At 38.9% G+C, this 19,206-nt stretch carries 24 protein-coding genes; 10 read left to right on the top strand and 14 right to left on the bottom strand.

Annotated features, from left to right (window positions below):
- Positions 1–1,374 (bottom strand): DUF4270 family protein, encoded by a 1,374-nt coding sequence (locus CHU_RS18635; RefSeq protein WP_011587174.1) that lies wholly within the window; start codon positions 1,372–1,374, stop codon positions 1–3.
- On the bottom strand, positions 1,331–2,149 hold the full coding sequence (locus tag CHU_RS18630) for a glycogen/starch synthase (protein ID WP_011587173.1): 819 nt from the start codon (positions 2,147–2,149) through the stop codon (positions 1,331–1,333). The genes CHU_RS18635 and CHU_RS18630 overlap by 44 nt, the downstream gene beginning before the upstream one ends.
- A 135-nt stretch (positions 2,150–2,284) precedes the next feature.
- Between CHU_RS18630 and panC the strand changes: the two genes are divergently transcribed.
- The 7 genes from panC (at position 2,285) to CHU_RS18595 (ending at position 6,366) form a co-directional block, all read left to right on the top strand.
- On the top strand, positions 2,285–3,136 hold the full coding sequence (panC, locus tag CHU_RS18625) for a pantoate--beta-alanine ligase (RefSeq protein ID WP_011587172.1): 852 nt from the start codon (positions 2,285–2,287) through the stop codon (positions 3,134–3,136).
- Between the two features lie 22 nt (positions 3,137–3,158).
- Positions 3,159–3,506, top strand: a complete 348-nt coding sequence (panD, locus tag CHU_RS18620; RefSeq protein ID WP_011587171.1) for an aspartate 1-decarboxylase — start codon at positions 3,159–3,161, stop codon at positions 3,504–3,506.
- A 6-nt stretch (positions 3,507–3,512) separates the two neighbouring features.
- Positions 3,513–4,541 (top strand): lysylphosphatidylglycerol synthase transmembrane domain-containing protein, encoded by a 1,029-nt coding sequence (locus CHU_RS18615; protein ID WP_011587170.1) that lies wholly within the window; start codon positions 3,513–3,515, stop codon positions 4,539–4,541.
- Positions 4,542–4,543: 2 nt separating this feature from the next.
- Entirely contained in the window at positions 4,544–5,029 is a 486-nt protein-coding gene (gene rfaE2, locus CHU_RS18610) for a D-glycero-beta-D-manno-heptose 1-phosphate adenylyltransferase (RefSeq protein ID WP_011587169.1), read from the top strand.
- Positions 5,030–5,033: 4 nt separating this feature from the next.
- Positions 5,034–5,732: a zinc metallopeptidase gene (locus tag CHU_RS18605; RefSeq protein ID WP_011587168.1), complete on the top strand. Its 699-nt coding sequence runs from the start codon at positions 5,034–5,036 to the stop codon at positions 5,730–5,732.
- 99 nt (positions 5,733–5,831) lie between these two features.
- The gene (locus CHU_RS18600; protein WP_011587167.1) at positions 5,832–6,029 is read left to right on the top strand and encodes a hypothetical protein; all 198 of its coding nucleotides are present in this window, start codon (positions 5,832–5,834) and stop codon (positions 6,027–6,029) included.
- A gap of 145 nt (positions 6,030–6,174) precedes the next feature.
- Positions 6,175–6,366, top strand: coding sequence for a hypothetical protein (locus CHU_RS18595; protein ID WP_011587166.1), 192 nt, complete (start codon positions 6,175–6,177; stop codon positions 6,364–6,366).
- 78 nt (positions 6,367–6,444) lie between these two features.
- Here the strand turns inward: CHU_RS18595 and CHU_RS18590 are convergent, their stop codons facing one another.
- Complete coding sequence (locus CHU_RS18590) at positions 6,445–6,873, bottom strand: PRC-barrel domain-containing protein (RefSeq protein ID WP_041932500.1); 429 nt, start codon at positions 6,871–6,873, stop codon at positions 6,445–6,447.
- A gap of 159 nt (positions 6,874–7,032) precedes the next feature.
- Here CHU_RS18590 and CHU_RS18585 point away from each other — a divergent pair, with 159 nt between their 5' ends.
- Positions 7,033–8,172: an acyl-CoA dehydrogenase gene (locus CHU_RS18585; RefSeq protein ID WP_011587164.1), complete on the top strand. Its 1,140-nt coding sequence runs from the start codon at positions 7,033–7,035 to the stop codon at positions 8,170–8,172.
- Positions 8,173–8,345: 173 nt separating this feature from the next.
- Complete coding sequence (locus CHU_RS18580) at positions 8,346–9,269, top strand: AraC family transcriptional regulator (RefSeq protein ID WP_011587163.1); 924 nt, start codon at positions 8,346–8,348, stop codon at positions 9,267–9,269.
- Between the two features lie 69 nt (positions 9,270–9,338).
- Here the strand turns inward: CHU_RS18580 and CHU_RS18575 are convergent, their stop codons facing one another.
- From CHU_RS18575 to CHU_RS18530, 10 genes are all read right to left on the bottom strand, one after another.
- Positions 9,339–10,103 carry a geranylgeranylglyceryl/heptaprenylglyceryl phosphate synthase gene (locus CHU_RS18575; RefSeq protein ID WP_011587162.1) on the bottom strand — a complete coding sequence of 255 codons (765 nt, stop codon included), beginning with the start codon at positions 10,101–10,103 and terminating at the stop codon, positions 9,339–9,341.
- Positions 10,104–10,478 carry a phage holin family protein gene (locus CHU_RS18570; protein WP_011587161.1) on the bottom strand — a complete coding sequence of 125 codons (375 nt, stop codon included), beginning with the start codon at positions 10,476–10,478 and terminating at the stop codon, positions 10,104–10,106.
- 70 nt (positions 10,479–10,548) lie between these two features.
- A complete protein-coding gene (locus CHU_RS18565; protein ID WP_011587160.1) occupies positions 10,549–11,394 on the bottom strand; it encodes a hypothetical protein in 846 nt (281 codons plus the stop codon).
- A gap of 84 nt (positions 11,395–11,478) precedes the next feature.
- Positions 11,479–12,150 (bottom strand): phosphate signaling complex protein PhoU, encoded by a 672-nt coding sequence (gene phoU / locus CHU_RS18560; RefSeq protein WP_011587159.1) that lies wholly within the window; start codon positions 12,148–12,150, stop codon positions 11,479–11,481.
- A gap of 60 nt (positions 12,151–12,210) precedes the next feature.
- A complete protein-coding gene (pstB, locus tag CHU_RS18555; RefSeq protein ID WP_011587158.1) occupies positions 12,211–12,960 on the bottom strand; it encodes a phosphate ABC transporter ATP-binding protein PstB in 750 nt (249 codons plus the stop codon).
- A 97-nt stretch (positions 12,961–13,057) separates the two neighbouring features.
- Positions 13,058–13,954 carry a phosphate ABC transporter permease PstA gene (gene pstA / locus CHU_RS18550; RefSeq protein WP_143144069.1) on the bottom strand — a complete coding sequence of 299 codons (897 nt, stop codon included), beginning with the start codon at positions 13,952–13,954 and terminating at the stop codon, positions 13,058–13,060.
- 5 nt (positions 13,955–13,959) lie between these two features.
- Entirely contained in the window at positions 13,960–14,847 is an 888-nt protein-coding gene (gene pstC, locus CHU_RS18545; protein ID WP_011587156.1) for a phosphate ABC transporter permease subunit PstC, read from the bottom strand.
- Positions 14,848–14,862: 15 nt separating this feature from the next.
- Complete coding sequence (locus CHU_RS18540; protein WP_011587155.1) at positions 14,863–15,885, bottom strand: PstS family phosphate ABC transporter substrate-binding protein; 1,023 nt, start codon at positions 15,883–15,885, stop codon at positions 14,863–14,865.
- Positions 15,886–15,996: 111 nt separating this feature from the next.
- On the bottom strand, positions 15,997–17,292 hold the full coding sequence (locus CHU_RS18535; RefSeq protein WP_041932499.1) for a porin: 1,296 nt from the start codon (positions 17,290–17,292) through the stop codon (positions 15,997–15,999).
- A gap of 137 nt (positions 17,293–17,429) precedes the next feature.
- On the bottom strand, positions 17,430–18,443 hold the full coding sequence (locus tag CHU_RS18530; protein ID WP_011587153.1) for a DUF2490 domain-containing protein: 1,014 nt from the start codon (positions 18,441–18,443) through the stop codon (positions 17,430–17,432).
- A gap of 204 nt (positions 18,444–18,647) precedes the next feature.
- On the opposite strand from CHU_RS18530, the gene CHU_RS18525 reads away from it, so the two are divergent.
- Positions 18,648–18,890, top strand: a complete 243-nt coding sequence (locus CHU_RS18525; RefSeq protein ID WP_011587152.1) for a T9SS type A sorting domain-containing protein — start codon at positions 18,648–18,650, stop codon at positions 18,888–18,890.
- Here the strand turns inward: CHU_RS18525 and CHU_RS18520 are convergent.
- Entirely contained in the window at positions 18,882–19,205 is a 324-nt protein-coding gene (locus CHU_RS18520) for a hypothetical protein (protein ID WP_011587151.1), read from the bottom strand. The genes CHU_RS18525 and CHU_RS18520 overlap by 9 nt on opposite strands.
- Between the last annotated feature and the right edge of the window lies 1 nt (position 19,206).

Genomic DNA, 19,206 nt, shown 5'->3' with positions numbered 1-19,206 from the left:
TTATTTTACTTTCGTGTAATATATTTCAAGGCGCATTCTCTTAGCTGATGCATTGCTGCTGTTCAGCACAGCTCTGTTGCTAAAGGATTTGTTTGACAACGGCACAATAATAAACCCGTCTGTCACCACATTGCCTGTAAGAACGGATTGCACATACGATGTAATATCAAAACTATAGCTTACATCCGTAACAAGTGTAGAGCCGGAAGTAACCGCATTGGTTGTGCCGGTTTGCGGAAAGCCGTTATTCTGTACAAAAGCAAGCGAACCGTTAGCTCTGTATTTGTACGTATTGTCTTTATTTAATTCCAGTAATCCGATTGCTGATACCTGTCTGAAGGTTGGTATATTACTCGACTCATCAATAGGTACTATCAATGTCGCTTTATTAATAATAACCGATTCCCCGTCAACAGTAGCTAAGTTTTTCAGATAGGGTATTCTCACTTTTGTAACTACACCTGTGCCTGCCTGAATGAAACACTTATTATTTGTAATTGATTCATTAATACTATCGCCATTTCTGATTAACGATGCAATCGGTGTTCCGCTGCGGTCCGTAATCATTCTGTTGAATGCCGGATTACCACCGCTAAGCATAAATACGGTTGAATCTGCTTTGCCGGATCGTTTGAAATAAACGGTTAATCTTGTTCTTGTTGCGCCAGATGCTGAATAATCAGAAACAATTACACTTCCGGTTGAAGCACTTTTAGGTTTTATCATTACGCCATAAAAGTTGCTTTGGAAATCTGTATTCCCTCTGTCATCTGCCTGCAACAACAAGGTGGAGGCGAATGCATTTGTCAATGGAATACGTATGGTGGAATGATTTCCAAAATTATACGGACGTGCCACAACTCCGGATACTTCGCCGGCTACCGCAGGGTTGTAGGTAACAAAGTTTGATGTTGTTTGATAGGGAATGGAATTGTCGAGCTGCGTAGTTATCTGATGTACTTCAAAATCCTGTGCAGACAACGTATCTCCGTAGGTACGGGCATAATACATGTATAAATTTGCTGAATCTACAACCGTACCTGAATAATCTACATTGCCTGTATACAAACTTAAGGTGCAGTATGTTTCAACCAGTGTTTTGCCTGTAAAAGAAGCGTCGTTGTAACCGCCAAAAGATAAATACGGCGGTCCTGTGCTAACCAGGGAATCGTTGATAAGAAAGGTATTGTTTAATAAGGTGCAGGTATCTGTAAATTGAATACCGATACCACTATCCTGAGGTTTTCCGGAGATATTAAAGTCTCCTTCTTTTTTACAGGAAATGCTTATTAGCGAAATGAAAGTTAAAAGAAAAGCTGGTGAGCTTCGTTTAGCCCACCAGTTGATTGTAAAAATTATAATATTTCTCTTCATCCAACGTATCGTCTGTTGCCGCTAATAATTCTACCTTTTTCTGCTTTTCCGTTTCAAGGAAAAGTTTATTAATGCTTTCTGTGTAATCTGATTCGGTCTTAATTACAGCATCCGCATATTGTAATCCCATTTTTATGAAGCCTTCGTAATCTGCTGAACCTAAATGAGACAACATGTTGTCTTCAATGTCAAGCATTTTTACTTTGCTGAATAAATCTTTGCCAAATTTAAATTTGATTGGATTATTATGCACTGTAAATACAGATTTGGCATCTTTAAATACCGGATCAAGCTTATAACGTGTTTTTAGATATAATGGTATGAGGCTTGTCATCCAATCATTACAATGAACAATATCCGGAGCCCAGCCTAATTTTTTGACTGTTTCCATAACTCCTTTGCAGAAGAAAATGGCTCTTTCATCATTATCATCATAAAATTTGTTTGCTTTATCATGGAAAACGTATTTTCTTTGGAAATAGTCTTCATTGTCGATAAAGTAAACCTGCAATTTTGCATTAGGGATAGAAGCAACTTTGATTATTAATGGCTTCTCTTCTTCACCTACAGAAATATTGATGCCTGAAAGGCGCACAACTTCATGTAAGCGGTTTTTACGTTCGTTGATCAATCCGAAACGCGGGATCAGGATTCGCACCTCGAGACCACGTTCTTGCATAGCTTGAGGAAGTTTGCGTAACATTTTTCCTACTTCAGAATACTGTAAAAAAGGGTTGATTTCACTGGCAACATAAAGGATTCTCAATTTAGACATATACCCTTTTTTAAATGGAAAATAAAACCGGACATATTACGGCAGGTCAAAATTACAAAAAATATATGTCTTTTTCAAGTCTATTACAATAGACCGCCTTGATTTTTACATTAAATTGCGCAGTTTTGCAGGCTAATGATTTCTATCACATCTATTCAGCAACTTCGTCTTCATTTAGCCGAAGAAAAGAGAAAAAACCACTCTGTTGGCTTTGTTCCCACTATGGGGGCCTTGCATCGTGGCCATATTTCGCTTATTAAGCAGGCAAAAGCAGAAAATACGGTATGCGTTGCCAGTATTTTTGTAAATCCACTGCAGTTCAATAATCCGGAAGATTTTAATAAATACCCTATTCAACGTGAATCTGACATGAAATTAATGTCTGAAGCAGGTTGTGATATTTTATTTATGCCAGATGTGGCGGAATTTTATCCGACACGACCTAACATGAAGATCGATATAGGCCTGCTGGACCAAATACTGGAAGGAGCGCACCGTCCGGGTCATTTCAGCGGCGTAGCCATTGTTGTTTCGAAACTGTTTCACATAATTGAACCCGGAAAAGCGTATTTCGGACAAAAAGATATTCAGCAGGTTGCCGTTATCAGGCAATTGGTATCCGAATTAAATTTTCCGATAGAAATTATTGCCTGCCCGATTATCCGTGAAGAAAGCGGCCTGGCAATGTCTTCGCGCAATATGCGTTTAAGTGCGCAAGGGAAAGCTGTTGCCGCCAATATTTATAAAGCATTGTCTGTAATTGAAAAACAGATTAAACAAGACAAGGTAACTGTTTCGGATGCGCAACATGCAGGAAAAAACTATTTGAATCAATTTAAGGAAATTGAGGTTGAGTATCTGGAGATTGTTGCAGCAGACACACTCGAAGCAATAACTGAATATGCGGATCAGACAAAAATAGCTGTATGTATAGCTGCTTACGTTGAAGGTGTCAGGCTTATCGATAATCTAGTTATTATTTTATAATTTTGACCGTTAAATCATTCTCATGAATATTGAAGTACTAAAATCGAAAATCCATCGCGTTAAGGTTACACAGGCGGAATTACATTATGTTGGAAGCATTACAATTGACGAAGCGTTGATGGAGGCGTCCAATATTATTGAAAACGAAAAAGTTCAGATCGTTAACATCAACAACGGTGAACGTTTTGAAACATACGTGATCAAAGGCGAAAAAAACACCGGTGTAATTTGTTTAAACGGCCCGGCAGCCCGTAAGGTAGCTGTGGGTGATATCGTAATCGTTATCGCATACGCGTCCATGGATTTTGAAGAGGCAAAAAAATGGAAACCTACCTTGATTTTTCCGGATGCCAATAACAGACTTATTTAAAACTATATGAATAAAACATTAAAAGATGCCACCAAGTACGTACTCATGTTCGGACTTGGTGGTTTGTTGTTTTGGTACGTAATTAAAGATCAGGACCCCAATAAAATTGCCGAAGATTTTAGAAATGCAAATTATTTCTGGATCGCTATGTCAATTCTTGCATCGCTTGTAGCGTACTGGTCAAGATCTGTACGGTGGAATTTATTGCTGGAGCCGCTGGACATAAAACCTCCGGTATATAAAACATTTCTGGCGCTAATGTCAGGCTATTTTGCAAATGTACTCTTACCAAGAGCCGGCGAGGTGGCACGTTGTCTTATGCTTAATAAAATGAGCAAAGCACCGTTTAACGCTACCTTCGGCAGTGTTGTTGCTGAACGTGTATTTGACCTTATAGCGCTGTTAACACTCATCGGTGTAACGTTCGTTATTGAATTTGACCGCATAAGTACATTTTTGTCTGAGATTTTCATTGAAAAATTTCAAAACCTCTTTTCAAGCTTACAGCAAATGTATATTTATCTGGTGGTTTTTGCTTTCCTGGGTATTGGTCTGTGTGCGATGTTGTGGTTTCTCAGACATGAGATCCGTAAAAACAGCACTTACCAAAAAGTGTCTGTATTCTTAAGCGGCGTATGGGAAGGTGTTATCAGTATCCGCAAACTTGAAAAAAAGTGGCTGTTTTTATTTCATACTTTATTGATCTGGTTCTGTTATTATCTGATGACATACCTGGTCTTCTTCGCTTTCGAACCTACGGCGCATTTAGGTGTTAACGCCGGACTCGTATTGCTTGTGGTTGGCGGTATCGGAATGTCTGCCCCGGTGCAGGGCGGTATCGGCATCTTTCATATTCTGGTTTCTTCTGCGTTGGTTATTTATGGCGTTACAAAAGAAGATGGAATTTCTTATGCCTTTCTTCTGCATACTTCTCAAACCTTAACAGTAATTATTATAGGTGGAATTAGTTTTACCCTTTCATTGTTACTGGGAAGAAATAAAAAGACGGAAGACACCACATTAGAAACAGTATAGATATGGCACATGCTGATAAAATTGTCACGGTAGCGGAAGGTGCTAAATTAGTTGAAAAATGGAAACAGGAAGGTGAAGTTGTTTTTACAAACGGCTGTTTCGACATTCTTCACTTAGGCCACATTGACTATCTGGAAAAGGCAAAACAGCTGGGAAGCCGGCTTGTTGTCGGATTAAATACAGACGCGTCTGTAAAACGTTTAAAGGGTCCGGAACGGCCGTTAAATAATGAGTATGCCCGCGCACGTATGCTGGCGGCATTAGCTTGTACAGATGCTGTCATTTTGTTCGATGAAGCAACTCCTTTAGAACTTATTACTGACATAAAGCCTGACGTTTTGGTAAAAGGCAGTGATTATACAATAGATAAAATAGTTGGCGCAGATTTTGTAATTGAACAGGGAGGTTCCGTAAAAACAATAGACCTTGTAAACGGCTATTCAACGACGGGAATCATTGATAAAATCAAACACAGTCTAAACCAATAAGTATATGATTTTCGTTATTGCGATTGTAACCATGCTCGCGAGCTGGTATGTAAGTAATAAGTTAAAGCGTAAATTTGAAGAATATTCCAGATATGAACTTCTATCGGGAATGTCGGGGAAAGAAGTGGCGGAACAAATGCTGCGTGACAACAGGATTTATGATGTAAAAGTCATTTCTGTTGAAGGCAGGCTTACGGACCACTACAATCCGGCTGACAAAACAGTAAATTTAAGTACGGATGTATATAACGGCCGCAGCGCTGCTTCGGCTGCCGTTGCTGCACACGAATGCGGCCACGCATTACAGCATGCACAGGCATACAGCATGCTTGAACTTCGTTCAACATTAGTGCCTGTGCAAAACATCAGCGCTGGCATTTTAAATGTGTTAATGATGGTAATGATCTTTGGTGGTATGTTTCTGGTTGGTCCGCAAACGTTACCTTATGTTTTACTGATCATCATTGCATGTAACTTAATACTTACCGTGTTTGCCCTTATTACATTACCGGTAGAATTTGATGCCAGTAACCGTGCACTGGCCTGGATGGAGTCCCGTGGTGTTACAAATACAGAAGAACACGCGATGGCAAAAGATGCTTTAAAATGGGCTGCCAGAACATACGTTGTAGTTGCGGTTGGTGCATTTGCACAATTGCTGTATTATGTAATGATGTTTTTAGGCATGAGCAGAGATGACTAATTGCACTTTTATATAAAATGATTACAAAAAAGCCATGTCAGCTTGACATGGCTTTTTTGTTTGTGTACATTAATTACATAACTAAAAACAATCATTACTATGAAACGTATTTATGTAATTCTATTTACTGCTGCATTAAGTGCATCTGTTTTTTCATGTGAGAAAAAAGCTGACTCTAACGTTCATGATAAAATAGAAAATACCGAACAGGACATTAAAGAAAAAGCTGCAGACGTTAAAGAAGATATGAAAGAAGAGACGCAAAAAACAACGAAAAATGGCAGTGATGCCCATTAAACAAATACGATGCTGCAGCAGAAGTTAGCTTCGTTACTTGTAAGATTATAAAAAATGATTGCAAAAAAACCATATCCTGCAGATATGGTTTTTTTATTTGTTCATAGATTGCGTAAATTAAATCTATAACTAAAAAACAACTACTATGAAACGTATTTATGTACTTTTATTTGCGGCTGCATTAGGCGCATCAGTTTTATCCTGCAAAGAAAAAACGCCTTCTGAAAAAGCTAAAGATCATTTAGAAGATGCTGGCGACAATATTAAAGATGCGGCAGATGATGCCGGTGATGCTACTGAAAAAGAAGCTAAGAAATTAAAGAAAAAAGTAGAGTAGTTTTATTCCCGTCTGTATTAATACAAAAGGCTCCTGCAATAAGGAGCCTTTTGTATTAATGTATGTCTATATTATTTCTTAGAATGAAAACCCTGCGCTTGGTCCCATAAAGTTATCATCCCAGAAACCTTTTGCCTGCGCATACGAATGACTGTTGGTATCCGGCCAGTGTGCTTTATCAAAACCCGGGGCTTTTTTAAGCAATTCAGATCCGTTTGTTAATACAAACGCTTTTCTGCTTTGTCTGATATGCAGGGAAGAAAAAGGGATGGCAAAGAATTTCTCATCAAAACCAAGGAATCCGCTGCATTCAACAACTACATAATCAATAAACCCTCTGCGGATGTCAAGCATAATATCCTTGATTACGCCGATTTTTTCATCTTTTTCATTTAATACATCATCACCAATGATTGATGTTGCTGTAAGCACACGAACCGGCCAGTTTGCGTTTACTCCTGAATGGTTTTTGCCTGTTGTGTTGTCTTTTTCAAATTGAGTGCTCATAAAAGTAATGGTTAAAAGTGACTGATTGTTTTTTGGTTAGATGGTAGTAGTAATAGAATAGTATAATATATATAATATTTTACGTTTAAAATAGCAATTCGTTCAAACTATTGATTTATTTAACCGTACATTATATTACAAAACAATTCTGAAGCGATTATGAATTTTGATTTAACTGAAGAGCAAAAAGCAGTGCAGTTGGCGGCAAGAGATTTTGCACAAACGGAGTTATTGCCTGGGGTGATAGAACGTGATGAACAGCAGAAATTCCCTGCGGAACAGATCAAAAAACTTGGCGCATTGGGATTGATGGGTATCATGACGGCTGAAACCTATGGCGGCGCTGGCATGGATACCGTATCCTATGTATTGGCCATGGAAGAAATATGTAAAGTAGATGCTTCCACAGGAGTTTGTATGTCGGTAAATAATTCACTTGTTTGCTGGGGCCTTGAGCATTTTGGCTCAGAAGCGCAAAAACAAAAATATCTTAAACCATTAGCTTCGGGCGAGCGTATCGGCGCATTCTGTTTATCTGAACCTGAAGCTGGTTCTGATGCTACTTCTCAGCGTACAACAGCTGTAGAACAGGGCGATCATTATATTTTAAACGGCACTAAGAACTGGATCACCAATGGCAATTCAGCTTCTGTTTATTTGGTAATTGCACAAACACACCCGGAATTAAAACATAAAGGCATTAATGTGTTTATTGTTGAAAAAGGGACGCCTGGTTTTGTGGTAGGTAAAAAAGAAAATAAAATGGGGATCCGGGCATCCGATACACACTCTTTAATGTTTACAGATGTAAAAATACCTAAAGAAAACAGGGTCGGTGACGATGGTTTTGGCTTCAAATTCGCTATGCAAACACTTAATGGCGGCCGGATCGGGATTGCGGCACAGGCTTTAGGCATTGCTTCCGGTGCGCTGGAATTATCGCTTGCTTATTCTAAAGAGCGGAAATCTTTCGGAACAGAAATATTTAACCATCAAGCTATTCAATTTAAACTGGCTGACATGGCAACTAAAATTGATGCGGCCAGATTGTTGGTTTTAAAGGCCGCTTATTTAAAAGATCAGCATAAAGACTATACTGAAGCGGCAGCAATGGCTAAGCTTTTTGCGTCTCAGGTAGCTATGGATACAACCATCGAAGCCGTTCAAATACACGGAGGATATGGTTTTGTGAAGGAATATCATGTTGAGCGCATGATGCGCGATGCCAAAATTACGCAGATTTATGAAGGAACTTCAGAAATACAAAAATTGGTTATCGGCAGGGAATTATTCAAATAATAACATTAATCAATTATTTGAAAAAGCGTCAAAACTTATAAAAGTTTAATTAATAGGTATATTTTTTTTCATTTTTATTGTCTTTCCATGTTTTTTATATTAGTTTCGTACAAATACTAATACTATTTTGTCTGATCTTTTTTCTTGTAATTATCCAAAAATAATGGACTGTCATGGAAGATTATAATAAAATTATTGAATCCTTAGGTGTACGATACATCAAATCTAAATCCATTCGGATTGTTCAATCGCTTACAGTTGATAATTACTACGATGTAAGTAACATGATTGTGTTGCTTCATAAAGGTGAAATTTCTTTTGGTGAGGAACGCACAAAAGTAAAAGAAGGTGAATTGTTATTCATCCCTGGCGGCAGATCTGTTTCCATTTCGTATGGTTCAGGAAATGCTATAAAACTATCTAATGAAGAATTGTTAACGAACAGAGAAAAATTTTTAAACTCTGTTGTTGATCCGTCTCTTATCGGTACAGATCCAAACTCTTTCAGCTACGTTTCTTTTGAAGCAAAAGTATTTGATTCTGTAAACTTCTTTACGTCATTGGATATTCCTCCGTTTATCATTACGGATACGCCTAAATTAAGCCAGTATATTCTTGATACGGTTGAAGAAGACCTTGCCGACGAAGCCGGCAAAGACCGCGTGATCAATATCAATACGGACCGTATTGTTGTAGAGATTATCCGCTTTATTCTTCGGAAGAATTTATTTGTTGAACGTCTGGCAACAAACAGTACATACTTTAAAGATCCGAGATTGCTTGACATCTTTGCATATATTAAAAAATACCTTGGAGGCGATTTATCGAACAAAGTATTGGCCGGTGTTGCCAATGTATCGGAAGATTATGTAGGCCAGTATTTCAAAATGCTTACCGGTATCAATCCACAGGATTACATTGAATACCAGCGTATGGAAAAAGCGGTTGATCTGCTTCGTACATCCAAGAAAAGTATCCGCGAAATTGGTGGTGAAGTCGGGTACAAAGACACGGCGTATTTCTGCCGTCGTTTTAAAATGATGTTTGGTATACCTGCCGGAAAAATGAGACGCAGAGAGTCTCTGATGAATATCTAGAAAGTTTACGTTTAATAGAATACTGTTCAGTTTTAAGAGGCCGTTTAGCAATAAGCGGTCTCTTCTTTTTTAAGCGTTTATGCTTTTACTGTACCCCGCAACTTTATTTGAAATTGCAACCAATAGATTTGGGTCTTTTTCAATGGCAGTACCTACCACAATAACATCTGCGCCTGCCTCTAGTGCGGCAAATGCCTTTTCTTCTGTATTTACCCCCCCCCCAACAATAACCGGGCAATGTACTGCTTTTTTTACTGCAGCAATTGTTTCGGCGCTAACCGGTTTGGCGGCGCCGCTTCCTCCATCCAGGTACATTACTTTCAGTCCAAGCATTTCGCCGGCAAGTGCTGTAGCGGCAGCAATCGAAGGTTTATCATAGGGCAATGGTGTTGTATTACTGATATATGAAGCAGTTGTTTGTTCGCCGCAATCAATTAACATGTATCCGGTTGAAAGAACTTCAAGTTTGCTTTGTTTAACAATCGGTGCGGCAACAACATGCTGTCCAATCAGGAAGTCCGCATTTCTTCCTGAGATAAGAGATAAAAATAAAATAGCATCCGCATTCGGCTCTACCTGCAGGTGGCTTCCCGGGAAAAGCACAACCGGTATGGATGTATATTGTTTTATCGTCTGAACAATTTCAGAGATGTTGTATTTAGATAACAAGCTGCCGCCAACGAAAAAATAGTCGACCCTACACTCCATTGCAAGCATGACAATACTTTTAAGGGAGCGATCGTCCAATTTATCCGGATCCAGCAATACGGCAAATGCTTTTTTACCCTTGCTGCTATTCTCTATCAATTGCTCGTAAACAGAACTCATGAGCATTTACAGTTCATTATGATTGGACTTATTTTGCAGAATGCGCATGACAAGGCCAAATAGTTTTCGTTTCAGGTAGCCGGTACGAATAGTTACAGACATGATCCATGCTGCCAGCAGGAACAACATACCTACAATAAGGAAGCCCTGATACGAGCTTTCCAGTACGATATTTAAATAAAAGCTTAAGCCGAATCCTAAGAATAATAACATCATTAAAAACACAAATGAAATAATAATGATTGAAATAACACTGGCTAATACATCGGATAGTTTTTTATAAAAATCGATTTTATAATTTTCAATTTTTGATTGAAAAAGTGTTTGAACTGTATCTACTACAGTGCCTGTTTTAAAAAGTTGTAACAACAGCTTTATCATATTCCATTTTTTGGTTATGTTAAAGTTAGCAATTTACTGTATTCCAAATGCCCCTTTGAGGCTATTTTTATCATTTCGTATAAAAATAGCTGAAGTTTGCTGTACTTTTTTCAGCCAGATTGTTTGAAAACAACAGCACATTCAGCACAAAACCAGCGGAAGGTGTTATTGCATTTCTCTTATACGGATCTGCTGCCGGAACATATGAAAAATTTGTATCCCTGCATGCATACAATCCTACATAACATACTTTACTAAATAAAAAACCTGCATCTATTCTAAGGTTGGTATAATCAATGAACCGGTTCTTATAAAAAGCAACACCATCCTGCACATAATCAAATTGAATGTATGGACGGTAAGAAAGAAATACGCCAAAATCATGCTGCCCTACCCCGATGTATCTGCCAAGCCCCAGGCCAATACATATTCTCCCTTCGGCAGGCCTTCTGGTTGTGCTGGTGCCACCTGGCGATGTATTGCTTAATGTGTTGTCCACGTAATTAAATTGTTCGTATAAAAATTCTTTCAGAAAAAGCAGCGAACTTATTTTGCCTCTGTGCTGAATATAAATACGTGTGGTATAATTATAAATTCCGCCGTTGTTCGCATTGATCCGTGCGGATGCGCCTACGTGCCATTTTTCTGTTAGCCCCCAATCAAAGCCTGGCCTTATGTTCCAGCGCGTCTGTTCAATGATGGATGCATATACACCATTTGTATTATACAATGTTTCCAGATACAGCGTAACATTAGGTTTGTCAATGACAAGGTCTGCTCTGCCCGATACCTGATAAAGCGTTTGTTGATATTCTTTTTGTACCGGTTCGTTTCCTTGCTTTGTTCCCGGCTGTGCCTGCGCAACCGTTATAAAAACGAACCAGCTGATCCATAAAAAGAAACATTGCTTTTGCATATATACAAGATACACATTGGCTCTATAAAAGAAAAGTCCTGCTGGTGGGCAGGACTTTTCTTTTATAGAATAATAATGCGTGTTTTATTCCTTGTTTTTTTTATGTTTTAAAACTTTCGCTTTTACATAGAAAATAATCTCTTCTGAAATGTTTGTGATGTAATCACCCACGCGTTCTGTCTTACGGATCATCGAAAGCAAGTAAACAGCTTGTAAGACTTTTTCACGATCCTGATTTCCGCTGATGTATTCAGCTAATACGTTATTCGCATTTGAATTGATCTCATCCAGAATTTCATCTTTAGAAAAAACTGTACGTGCTAATTTTGTATTGTCTGTTTCAAATGATTCGCATAATGTATTTAACATTTCAAGTACAATAGAAGTCATTTCTTTGAAACGCATTTTTTCTATCAATACCGGATCGAATGGTTTTTCAGACATCAGCAAAAATTTGCATACGCCTTCTGCATTGTCTCCGATACGTTCCAGGTCTGAAACCATTTTCAATGATGCCACAACGAAGCGCAGATCAATCGCAACCGGATTGAACAAGGCGAGGATGTGTTCGCAACGGCTATCTATTTTTAATTCACTTCCGTTTACTCTTTTTTCATTTTTCATGACTTCTTTTGCAAGGTCATGATCAAACGTATAAAAAGCGGTGATACTTTTTTCCATCTGTTCTTTTACCAGATGTGTCATATCGATCAATTCGCTTTTTAATTCTCCTAATTCTGTTTCTAATAGATTCATATATATGCTTGAATCAAAGGTGTAAAAATACTGTAGTTTATTTTTGAAGGATGTTCGGGATCAACCGAAACGGCCTGTAATATAGTTCTGTGTACGTTTTTTTTTAGGGTTGGTAAATAGTGTACGTGTATCATCGTATTCTACCAGTTCACCCATATAAAAGAATGCGGTTTTATCACTTGTTCTAGAAGCCTGCTGCATGTTGTGTGTTACAATCATGATCGTGTAAGAAGCTTTCAGGTTGTAGATCAGTTCTTCGATTTTAGACGTAGAGATCGGATCAAGTGCGGATGCAGGTTCATCCATTAACAGAATGGATGGCTCAACGGCAAGTGCACGTGCAATACACAAACGCTGCTGCTGACCGCCGGATAATGCTAATGCGGATTTTTTCAGTTTATCTTTTACTTCATCCCAAAGTGCTGCCTGCTTTAACGACCATTCCACTTTATCGTTGATGTATTCTTTATTCGATACGCCGTTTACACGAAGTCCGTAAGCAACGTTTTCAAAGATTGATTTCGGAAACGGGTTTGGTTTTTGAAAAACCATACCTACTGCTTTACGCAATTCATTTGTATTCACTGAAGGTGAATTAATATCCACGCCGTCAATTAAAATATTTCCTTTAACCTGGCAATTATCTATCAGGTCATTCATCCGGTTCATGCAACGCAGAAACGTTGATTTTCCGCAACCAGAGGGACCAATTAAGGCAGTAACCGTATTTTTTTTTACACTTAGTGACACACCTTTCAGCGTGTGGTCTAAGCCATAATATACGTGTACGTCGTTCGCTTCAATTTTCATCTTTTTGCTATTTTAGCCTGATGTAGTTTAGTTTATTAAACTTCTGCCATCAAACATATGCTCGTGTAATTTTATTCAATAAATATCTAATCAGTGTTTACCACTTGATTTTTTTCTGCCACCGGTAGCGTAAATATACAGCAGCTCCATTCATTATGAATGTGATTGCCAATAATATGATGATCGCTGCTGCAGCGTTCACCTGGAAATCGTGCTGCGGTTTACCGATCCAATAGAATATCTGTATCGGCAACACGGTAAAGGATTCGTTTGGCCAGCTTGGCACAGAAGTGATATACGTAGCTGCACCGATAACGATCAATGGAGCTGTTTCGCCGATTGCTCTTGAGATTGCAAGGATCGCGCCGGTAACAATACCCGGAATAGATGCCGGCAGAATCTGGTACCAGATCGTTTGCCATTTTGTAGCCCCTAATGCAAGAGAAGCTTCGCGTAAATTATACGGAACTGTTTTTAATGCTTCGCGCGTAGAAACAATTATGATCGGCAGAATCAATAATGATAAGGTAAGCGCGCCAGTAATGGCCGTGTCGCCTAACATCAGCGTACGTGAAAAAATCTCCAGCCCTAATAAACCATAAATGATGGATGGTATACCTGCCAGGTTGGAAATATTAATTTCCAGCAGATTTGACATACGTCCTTTGGTGTTGTATTCTTCCAGATAGATACCGGCTCCGATACCTATCGGGAATGCGATAAGCGTTGTTAATGCCATGATCCATAAGGTACCTCCGAGTGCCGCGTAGATGCCGGCATTTTTTGCTTTACGTGAAGATGAATCCATCAGGAATTTCAGATCAATACGGCTGAAACCATCTGAAAAAACATCCCATAATAAAACCACCAGTACCAATATGCCAATCCCGGTTGCAGCCAGTGCGATGAATTTATATGATTTATCCTGATACTCGTACCACTTATTTTTGCGCACTTGTTTTTGGCGCATTCTTTTGCCTAACTTCTTCGCCATATCAATTACTTATAAACTTGTTGGTAGCGTTTTTTCAGCCAGAAACTGATGTTATTCAAAAGCAAGGTGATTACAAATAAACTCATCCCAACGGCATAAATGGTTTTGTATTCAATGGAATCATTTGCGACATCTCCGTTTACCGTTTGTACAATATAGGTTGTTGCTGTCTGAACCTGATTAAGCGGATTAAATGTTAAGGTTGGTTTGTTACCTGCGGCAATAGCAACGATCATGGTTTCACCAACGGCTCTTGATAAGGCCAGAATGATTGAAACCGCGATACCGGATAAGGCGGCAGGAATAATTACTTTAAAAGCTGTTTGAAATTTAGTAGCACCCATTGCATATGAACCTTCCCGTAATGTTCTTGGTACGGCATATAAGGCATCTTCACTTAAAGAAGAAACCAGCGGCAGGATCATGATACCCATGATAATACCTGGCGCTAATGCATTGAAATTGCTTAGTTCCAGACCTGGAAAAAGATGCTGTATTAATGGGGTGACAAATGCGAGTGCAAAATAACCATATACAATGGTTGGAATAGATGCCAGGATCTCTAAAACAGGTTTTACAATCTGTCTCACTCTGGAACTTGCGTATTCACTTAAATATACAGCAATGGTAATTCCTAAGGGAACTGCTACTGCCATAGCAATGAATGTTGTTAAGAATGTACCTGCCAATAAGGGCATGATACCGAAATGCTGCTGTTCTTTAGCAAAAGATGGGGACCATTCTGTGTCTGTAAGGAAATCCCAGATGGATACAACCTGAAAAAACCGCGCTGTTTCGAATAAAAGAACGGATATAATGCCTGCAGTTGTTAATATAGTTAACAGACTGCAGGCAAATAAGAATGATTCTATAACTTTTTCTGAACGTTTCATTCAAGGATTCAGCGATTACTGCTGAGGTGTTTGTAATATTTCTTCTAACTTAACTCCCACTGTAGTCTTCAAAGTTAAGAAAAGTGAGCCAGTTGTACCAGTTTCAAAGCGGGCTTTTACCAATTTATATGCTTCCGGAGATAAGGCTACATAACCTGTTTCAGGAACAAGTGTTTGCGCATTATCAATATAGTAGTTTACAAATTTCTTTACTTCAGGTCTTTCTGAAGATACTTTATTAATGTAAATCAGTAACGGACGTGAAAGAGGCTGGTATGTTCCGTTTACAATTGTCTCTATTGTAGGCAATACAGCACCTTTTCCGTTTGCTTCATCGGCATCATCAATGGCAACCAATTTCAATTTATCCTGATTTTCAAAGAAATAAGCATAGCCAAAATAACCCAAAGAATATTTGTCACCGGCAACTCCGCTTACTAAACCGTTATCGTCTTCACTTGCTGTATAATCTGTTCTGCAGGATCTTGCTTCACCAACAATTGCTTCTGTGAAATAATCAAATGTGCCGGATTCTGTACCTGCACCATATAAATTAATTTTTTCATGCGGCCAGCCTGCACGAACCTGATCCCAGTGTGTAATTGTTCCTTTAGCTGCCGGCTCCCATATTTTTTTCAATTCTGCTACCGTAAGGTTGTCTGCCCACGTATTTTCTTTGCTTACAACAATAGCTAAACCATCGTATGCAATCGGAATTTCAAGATATTGAATATTGTTTGCTGCGCAGTCTTTATCTTCAGATGCTTTGATCGGTCTTGAAGCGCCCGTTACATCAATTTCATTACGGATAAATTTCTTAAACCCTGCTCCTGTTCCGGAAGCATTTGCTGTGATCTGAACCGTTGGGTTTTCAATTTCAAACTCTTCCGAAACCGCTTCTGAAATCGGGAAAACCGTAGATGAACCATCTACTTTAATAGAGGTTTTTTCAGAGGCGCCAGCATTTTCAGTTTTAGCACCACCGCCACAACTGCTTAAAAAAGCAGCAACAAAGACAATAAAGATTAATTTTTTCATTTTTACTTTTAAGAATTAGTGTGATACATTTTATAGTACCTACCCACACAACTTCGCTGCAAGTTAAGGACTATATTTTAACTTTATATATTATTTAATTGTAACATTCCATCAGAAATTGAGCTGCAGCTGCATTCTCATAAAATTACCCTTCTGGTGATTAACCGGATTACGGGAATCTTCAAATACGCGATCAGAAATCGTATATGCAAGGGTTACTTCTAATTGCTTAATGATCTGAAATTCAATACCCATTTCAAGTTCTTTAACAATATGGCGACGGGCATCCAATTCCGGCTTTTTCCCGCCAAAAAAATACTGCCCTCTTGTATAAGGGGTTACCGTCATGTTTTTAATTTTTCTCATATACATAATCTGCAGATAACCGCCTTCGTTTCTACCGGTAATAATTTCATGCATTACGGCCGCCATTGGTCCGTTATATTGATATACCGGCCCTCTGCCATACATATATTCTGCCTGTACCCCGAAAGGCTGCGGATACAACGTTACCGAAGCGGCCACACGTTGATCGGTGTAATCCTGATTGTTGCCTTCCAGCGCTACGTTTGCAGGGGAAACAGCCTCTCCTACATGGAACAACCCTGAATATCCCTGTATGCCTAATTCCAGTATTTGTTTCTCATTTACTTGAAAGGGATAGGTAGCACGCATCACTGTATGCAGCGAGTTGTTCAGCTCACTTCTGTTTGCTGTTTGTCCATTGTACATTCCAAAACCAAACACACCATAATCGCCTGTCCCTTTTAGTCCCGAATCTACCAGGTATTTGAACCGTTCCTTTATTTTGTCCGGTGTAAAATAAAAAAACACACCCAGGTCGCGCTCATTGTACACAGAGCTGTTCATACCATCTGTACGGTCAAATGCAACTCTGTTTTGAGACGACTGCAGGTTTTCAAAACCAAACGGCACCTTACTGATACCAACTCGTGCCCGTAATTTCCGGTCTTTGGTTAAATAAATATCGCCGTAGAAATCTCTGATCTGAAGGTAATTTAACCCAAGCGTAGAGCCCGCTGTAGCATTTGTTGCTACGTCTGTCTGAATGTATATAAAAACCCGTTCGTGAATATTTCCGCTGAATACAAGGCGTGCTCTGCGAAAGAAAAAGCCACCGTTGTTCCCGATACTTTTATCACATTGATCACACTTAAGGTCTGAATTTGTTTCCAGCAACCGGTTATAACGAAATTGCGCATACCCTCTTAAACTTATCACTTCATACCAATTTTTCTTTTTCGTTTCAGCAGGTTTTGTGTCTGAAGCTGTAATAGAAGAAGTGGTTGGTGTAGCAATAACAGAATCCTTTGCCGCAAGCGATTGTGCCTGCGCACAAACCATACCTGCAATCCACAACACTGCTGCTCCAATAATCTTTTTCATTGTTAGGGTTAATTCAAATAGTAATTAAAAACTTAGTAATTAAAAACTGACATCAGATGATTGTGAGTATAAAATATGTAGTAAAAAGAACTGTTTTGTACCTGTTGCTGCACAAAACAGTTCTTTTTACTGAATGACTATCTTTCAGCAGGGTGCGGGAACTTAGGTTCATCCTGAGGTTTTCTTCCATTCTTTTTAAACAACGTATGAAACTCATCAAAGATCACATAGATTGTATATGCTGTGTTTGCTTCAACGTTCCTTTTGTTGTATGAAATATCCGGCTGCGTAGGCACTACATCAATGTTGTACAGATAGTTTACCTGATAGGTAATACCTGCTTCAATACGGATCGGGTATTGTGTAGGCAGCTTCCAGCCAAACAACGCAACGGTTCTGTTTTGATTCAGCATTTTGTTGAAGTCAACGTGCTTCCCTGTTCCTATAAACAATTCATTCCATGCATTTATATAGACGGTGTTCTTTTGCATTTTAGAACTGTTGAGTAATAACTGCGCACGTATCTGCCAACGTAACCTGCCCTGGTGGCTGCTGCCGTTTCCTGAACCGATAGCATTCGGGTAAAAGCTGAAACCATCACCCAGATCATCCATAAAATTTGTGGATTGTGTTCTGTTACCGATGTATCTGAATTCGTACCTGTAGCGGTTTGAAAATAATAACCGCCCTAACTGACTGTTTACGGTTATCTGCGGACAGATTCTGAATTCAGGAAATACTGCCTGTCCCTTATCCTGGCCGTCAATCTTATAAGCACTGCCTTCCTGCGGCGGAGTCCATGTGATCCAGTATCCAATAGGAGATAAAGAGAAACGAAGTTTTTTAGGAATTACCCAGTAGTGAATCCACGGTCTTAATACCTGCTGATATGGATTTTTAAAAATGTTTCCCTGATCACCATCTTTGATGTAGCTGGCATCAGCCATTCTGCGGTATTGATAATCTACCTGGTACTGCCATCTTTGCAATGAATCGATTGATCCGTTGATGTTGTACTCGGTCCAGAACGAGTTTCTATGCGTATAGGCCCGGGGATGGTCTGCAAAGCTTTGTGATGGAGCTGGGGTTTGCGCGTAAGCACATAGTAATCCTGCGATTGACAGGGCTACTGTTACAATAAGTTTTTTCATTTTAATACGAGCTATTCGGGTGCAAAGCAACACTTCTATTGTTACCTCAGTATCACTCCAATGTTACCAAATTGTTACGCCCATATGCATGCATGTAAGATTCTGCCGTAAACTATTCACTTACACATAATAAGAGCATAATTATGTGATAATGTAGTACGTGTATCTTTGTAGAGATCAACAACCGCTCAACCAGCTTTTATTATGTCAATTTCAACTTCGCTAGGACATTTCATTGATTTACAACTTTTTGCTAACAGCTATCAATTGGTCAACATTAAAGTCTATAATCTGATAGGCGAAAAAAAATTATCTCTTTGGGAAGAATTGAACAAAGGTGAGAATAAGATCTCTATTGATGTTTCCGGGTTATCAAAAGGAACCTACCGGATCACTATTTCTTATTTAAATGAGAAATTAAAAGAAGAACGCTTTACGTTATATTGATTCAGCGCCGTTAACAAGAACGTTCATAGGTTCGTTTAAAAACAAGTAGTTTGCCGTAGCTGTTTCAAGTTCTTTAACTTCTTCCAGATTAAAGTGTGCATACACAGGCTCGCGCTCTTCGCGGATATAGCTGTATTCTTCCTGCATCGTCATTCCTTTTAATTCATTTGAATGGATGTCAAATTCGAATAAGCGGAATGATTTCAATAAAATATTGCCGTTAAGCAAGGTTATATCCAATGCAATATGATGCATTTTTGTTTCCTGCTTTTTTACAATATCAAGGAGCTTTACTTTAATTTCTGATTGCGTCATA

Origin of the sequence: Cytophaga hutchinsonii ATCC 33406, from assembly GCF_000014145.1 — a bacterium.
GTDB classification, from domain to species: domain Bacteria; phylum Bacteroidota; class Bacteroidia; order Cytophagales; family Cytophagaceae; genus Cytophaga; species Cytophaga hutchinsonii.
This window is presented reverse-complemented; position numbering and strand designations above follow the sequence as displayed.

What these genes read in the sequence shown, in the direction of transcription:
- CHU_RS18635 (WP_011587174.1), bottom strand. Translation starts at nt 1,374, where the DNA reads ATGAAGAGAAATATTATAATTTTTACAATCAACTGGTGGGCTAAACGA.
- CHU_RS18630 (WP_011587173.1), bottom strand. Translation starts at nt 2,149, where the DNA reads ATGTCTAAATTGAGAATCCTTTATGTTGCCAGTGAAATCAACCCTTTT.
- panC (WP_011587172.1), top strand. Translation starts at nt 2,285, where the DNA reads ATGATTTCTATCACATCTATTCAGCAACTTCGTCTTCATTTAGCCGAA.
- panD (WP_011587171.1), top strand. Translation starts at nt 3,159, where the DNA reads ATGAATATTGAAGTACTAAAATCGAAAATCCATCGCGTTAAGGTTACA.
- CHU_RS18615 (WP_011587170.1), top strand. Translation starts at nt 3,513, where the DNA reads ATGAATAAAACATTAAAAGATGCCACCAAGTACGTACTCATGTTCGGA.
- rfaE2 (WP_011587169.1), top strand. Translation starts at nt 4,544, where the DNA reads ATGGCACATGCTGATAAAATTGTCACGGTAGCGGAAGGTGCTAAATTA.
- CHU_RS18605 (WP_011587168.1), top strand. Translation starts at nt 5,034, where the DNA reads ATGATTTTCGTTATTGCGATTGTAACCATGCTCGCGAGCTGGTATGTA.
- CHU_RS18600 (WP_011587167.1), top strand. Translation starts at nt 5,832, where the DNA reads ATGAAACGTATTTATGTAATTCTATTTACTGCTGCATTAAGTGCATCT.
- CHU_RS18595 (WP_011587166.1), top strand. Translation starts at nt 6,175, where the DNA reads ATGAAACGTATTTATGTACTTTTATTTGCGGCTGCATTAGGCGCATCA.
- CHU_RS18590 (WP_041932500.1), bottom strand. Translation starts at nt 6,873, where the DNA reads ATGAGCACTCAATTTGAAAAAGACAACACAACAGGCAAAAACCATTCA.
- CHU_RS18585 (WP_011587164.1), top strand. Translation starts at nt 7,033, where the DNA reads ATGAATTTTGATTTAACTGAAGAGCAAAAAGCAGTGCAGTTGGCGGCA.
- CHU_RS18580 (WP_011587163.1), top strand. Translation starts at nt 8,346, where the DNA reads ATGGAAGATTATAATAAAATTATTGAATCCTTAGGTGTACGATACATC.
- CHU_RS18575 (WP_011587162.1), bottom strand. Translation starts at nt 10,103, where the DNA reads ATGCTCATGAGTTCTGTTTACGAGCAATTGATAGAGAATAGCAGCAAG.
- CHU_RS18570 (WP_011587161.1), bottom strand. Translation starts at nt 10,478, where the DNA reads ATGATAAAGCTGTTGTTACAACTTTTTAAAACAGGCACTGTAGTAGAT.
- CHU_RS18565 (WP_011587160.1), bottom strand. Translation starts at nt 11,394, where the DNA reads ATGCAAAAGCAATGTTTCTTTTTATGGATCAGCTGGTTCGTTTTTATA.
- phoU (WP_011587159.1), bottom strand. Translation starts at nt 12,150, where the DNA reads ATGAATCTATTAGAAACAGAATTAGGAGAATTAAAAAGCGAATTGATC.
- pstB (WP_011587158.1), bottom strand. Translation starts at nt 12,960, where the DNA reads ATGAAAATTGAAGCGAACGACGTACACGTATATTATGGCTTAGACCAC.
- pstA (WP_143144069.1), bottom strand. Translation starts at nt 13,954, where the DNA reads ATGGCGAAGAAGTTAGGCAAAAGAATGCGCCAAAAACAAGTGCGCAAA.
- pstC (WP_011587156.1), bottom strand. Translation starts at nt 14,847, where the DNA reads ATGAAACGTTCAGAAAAAGTTATAGAATCATTCTTATTTGCCTGCAGT.
- CHU_RS18540 (WP_011587155.1), bottom strand. Translation starts at nt 15,885, where the DNA reads ATGAAAAAATTAATCTTTATTGTCTTTGTTGCTGCTTTTTTAAGCAGT.
- CHU_RS18535 (WP_041932499.1), bottom strand. Translation starts at nt 17,292, where the DNA reads ATGAAAAAGATTATTGGAGCAGCAGTGTTGTGGATTGCAGGTATGGTT.
- CHU_RS18530 (WP_011587153.1), bottom strand. Translation starts at nt 18,443, where the DNA reads ATGAAAAAACTTATTGTAACAGTAGCCCTGTCAATCGCAGGATTACTA.
- CHU_RS18525 (WP_011587152.1), top strand. Translation starts at nt 18,648, where the DNA reads ATGTCAATTTCAACTTCGCTAGGACATTTCATTGATTTACAACTTTTT.
- CHU_RS18520 (WP_011587151.1), bottom strand. Translation starts at nt 19,205, where the DNA reads ATGACGCAATCAGAAATTAAAGTAAAGCTCCTTGATATTGTAAAAAAG.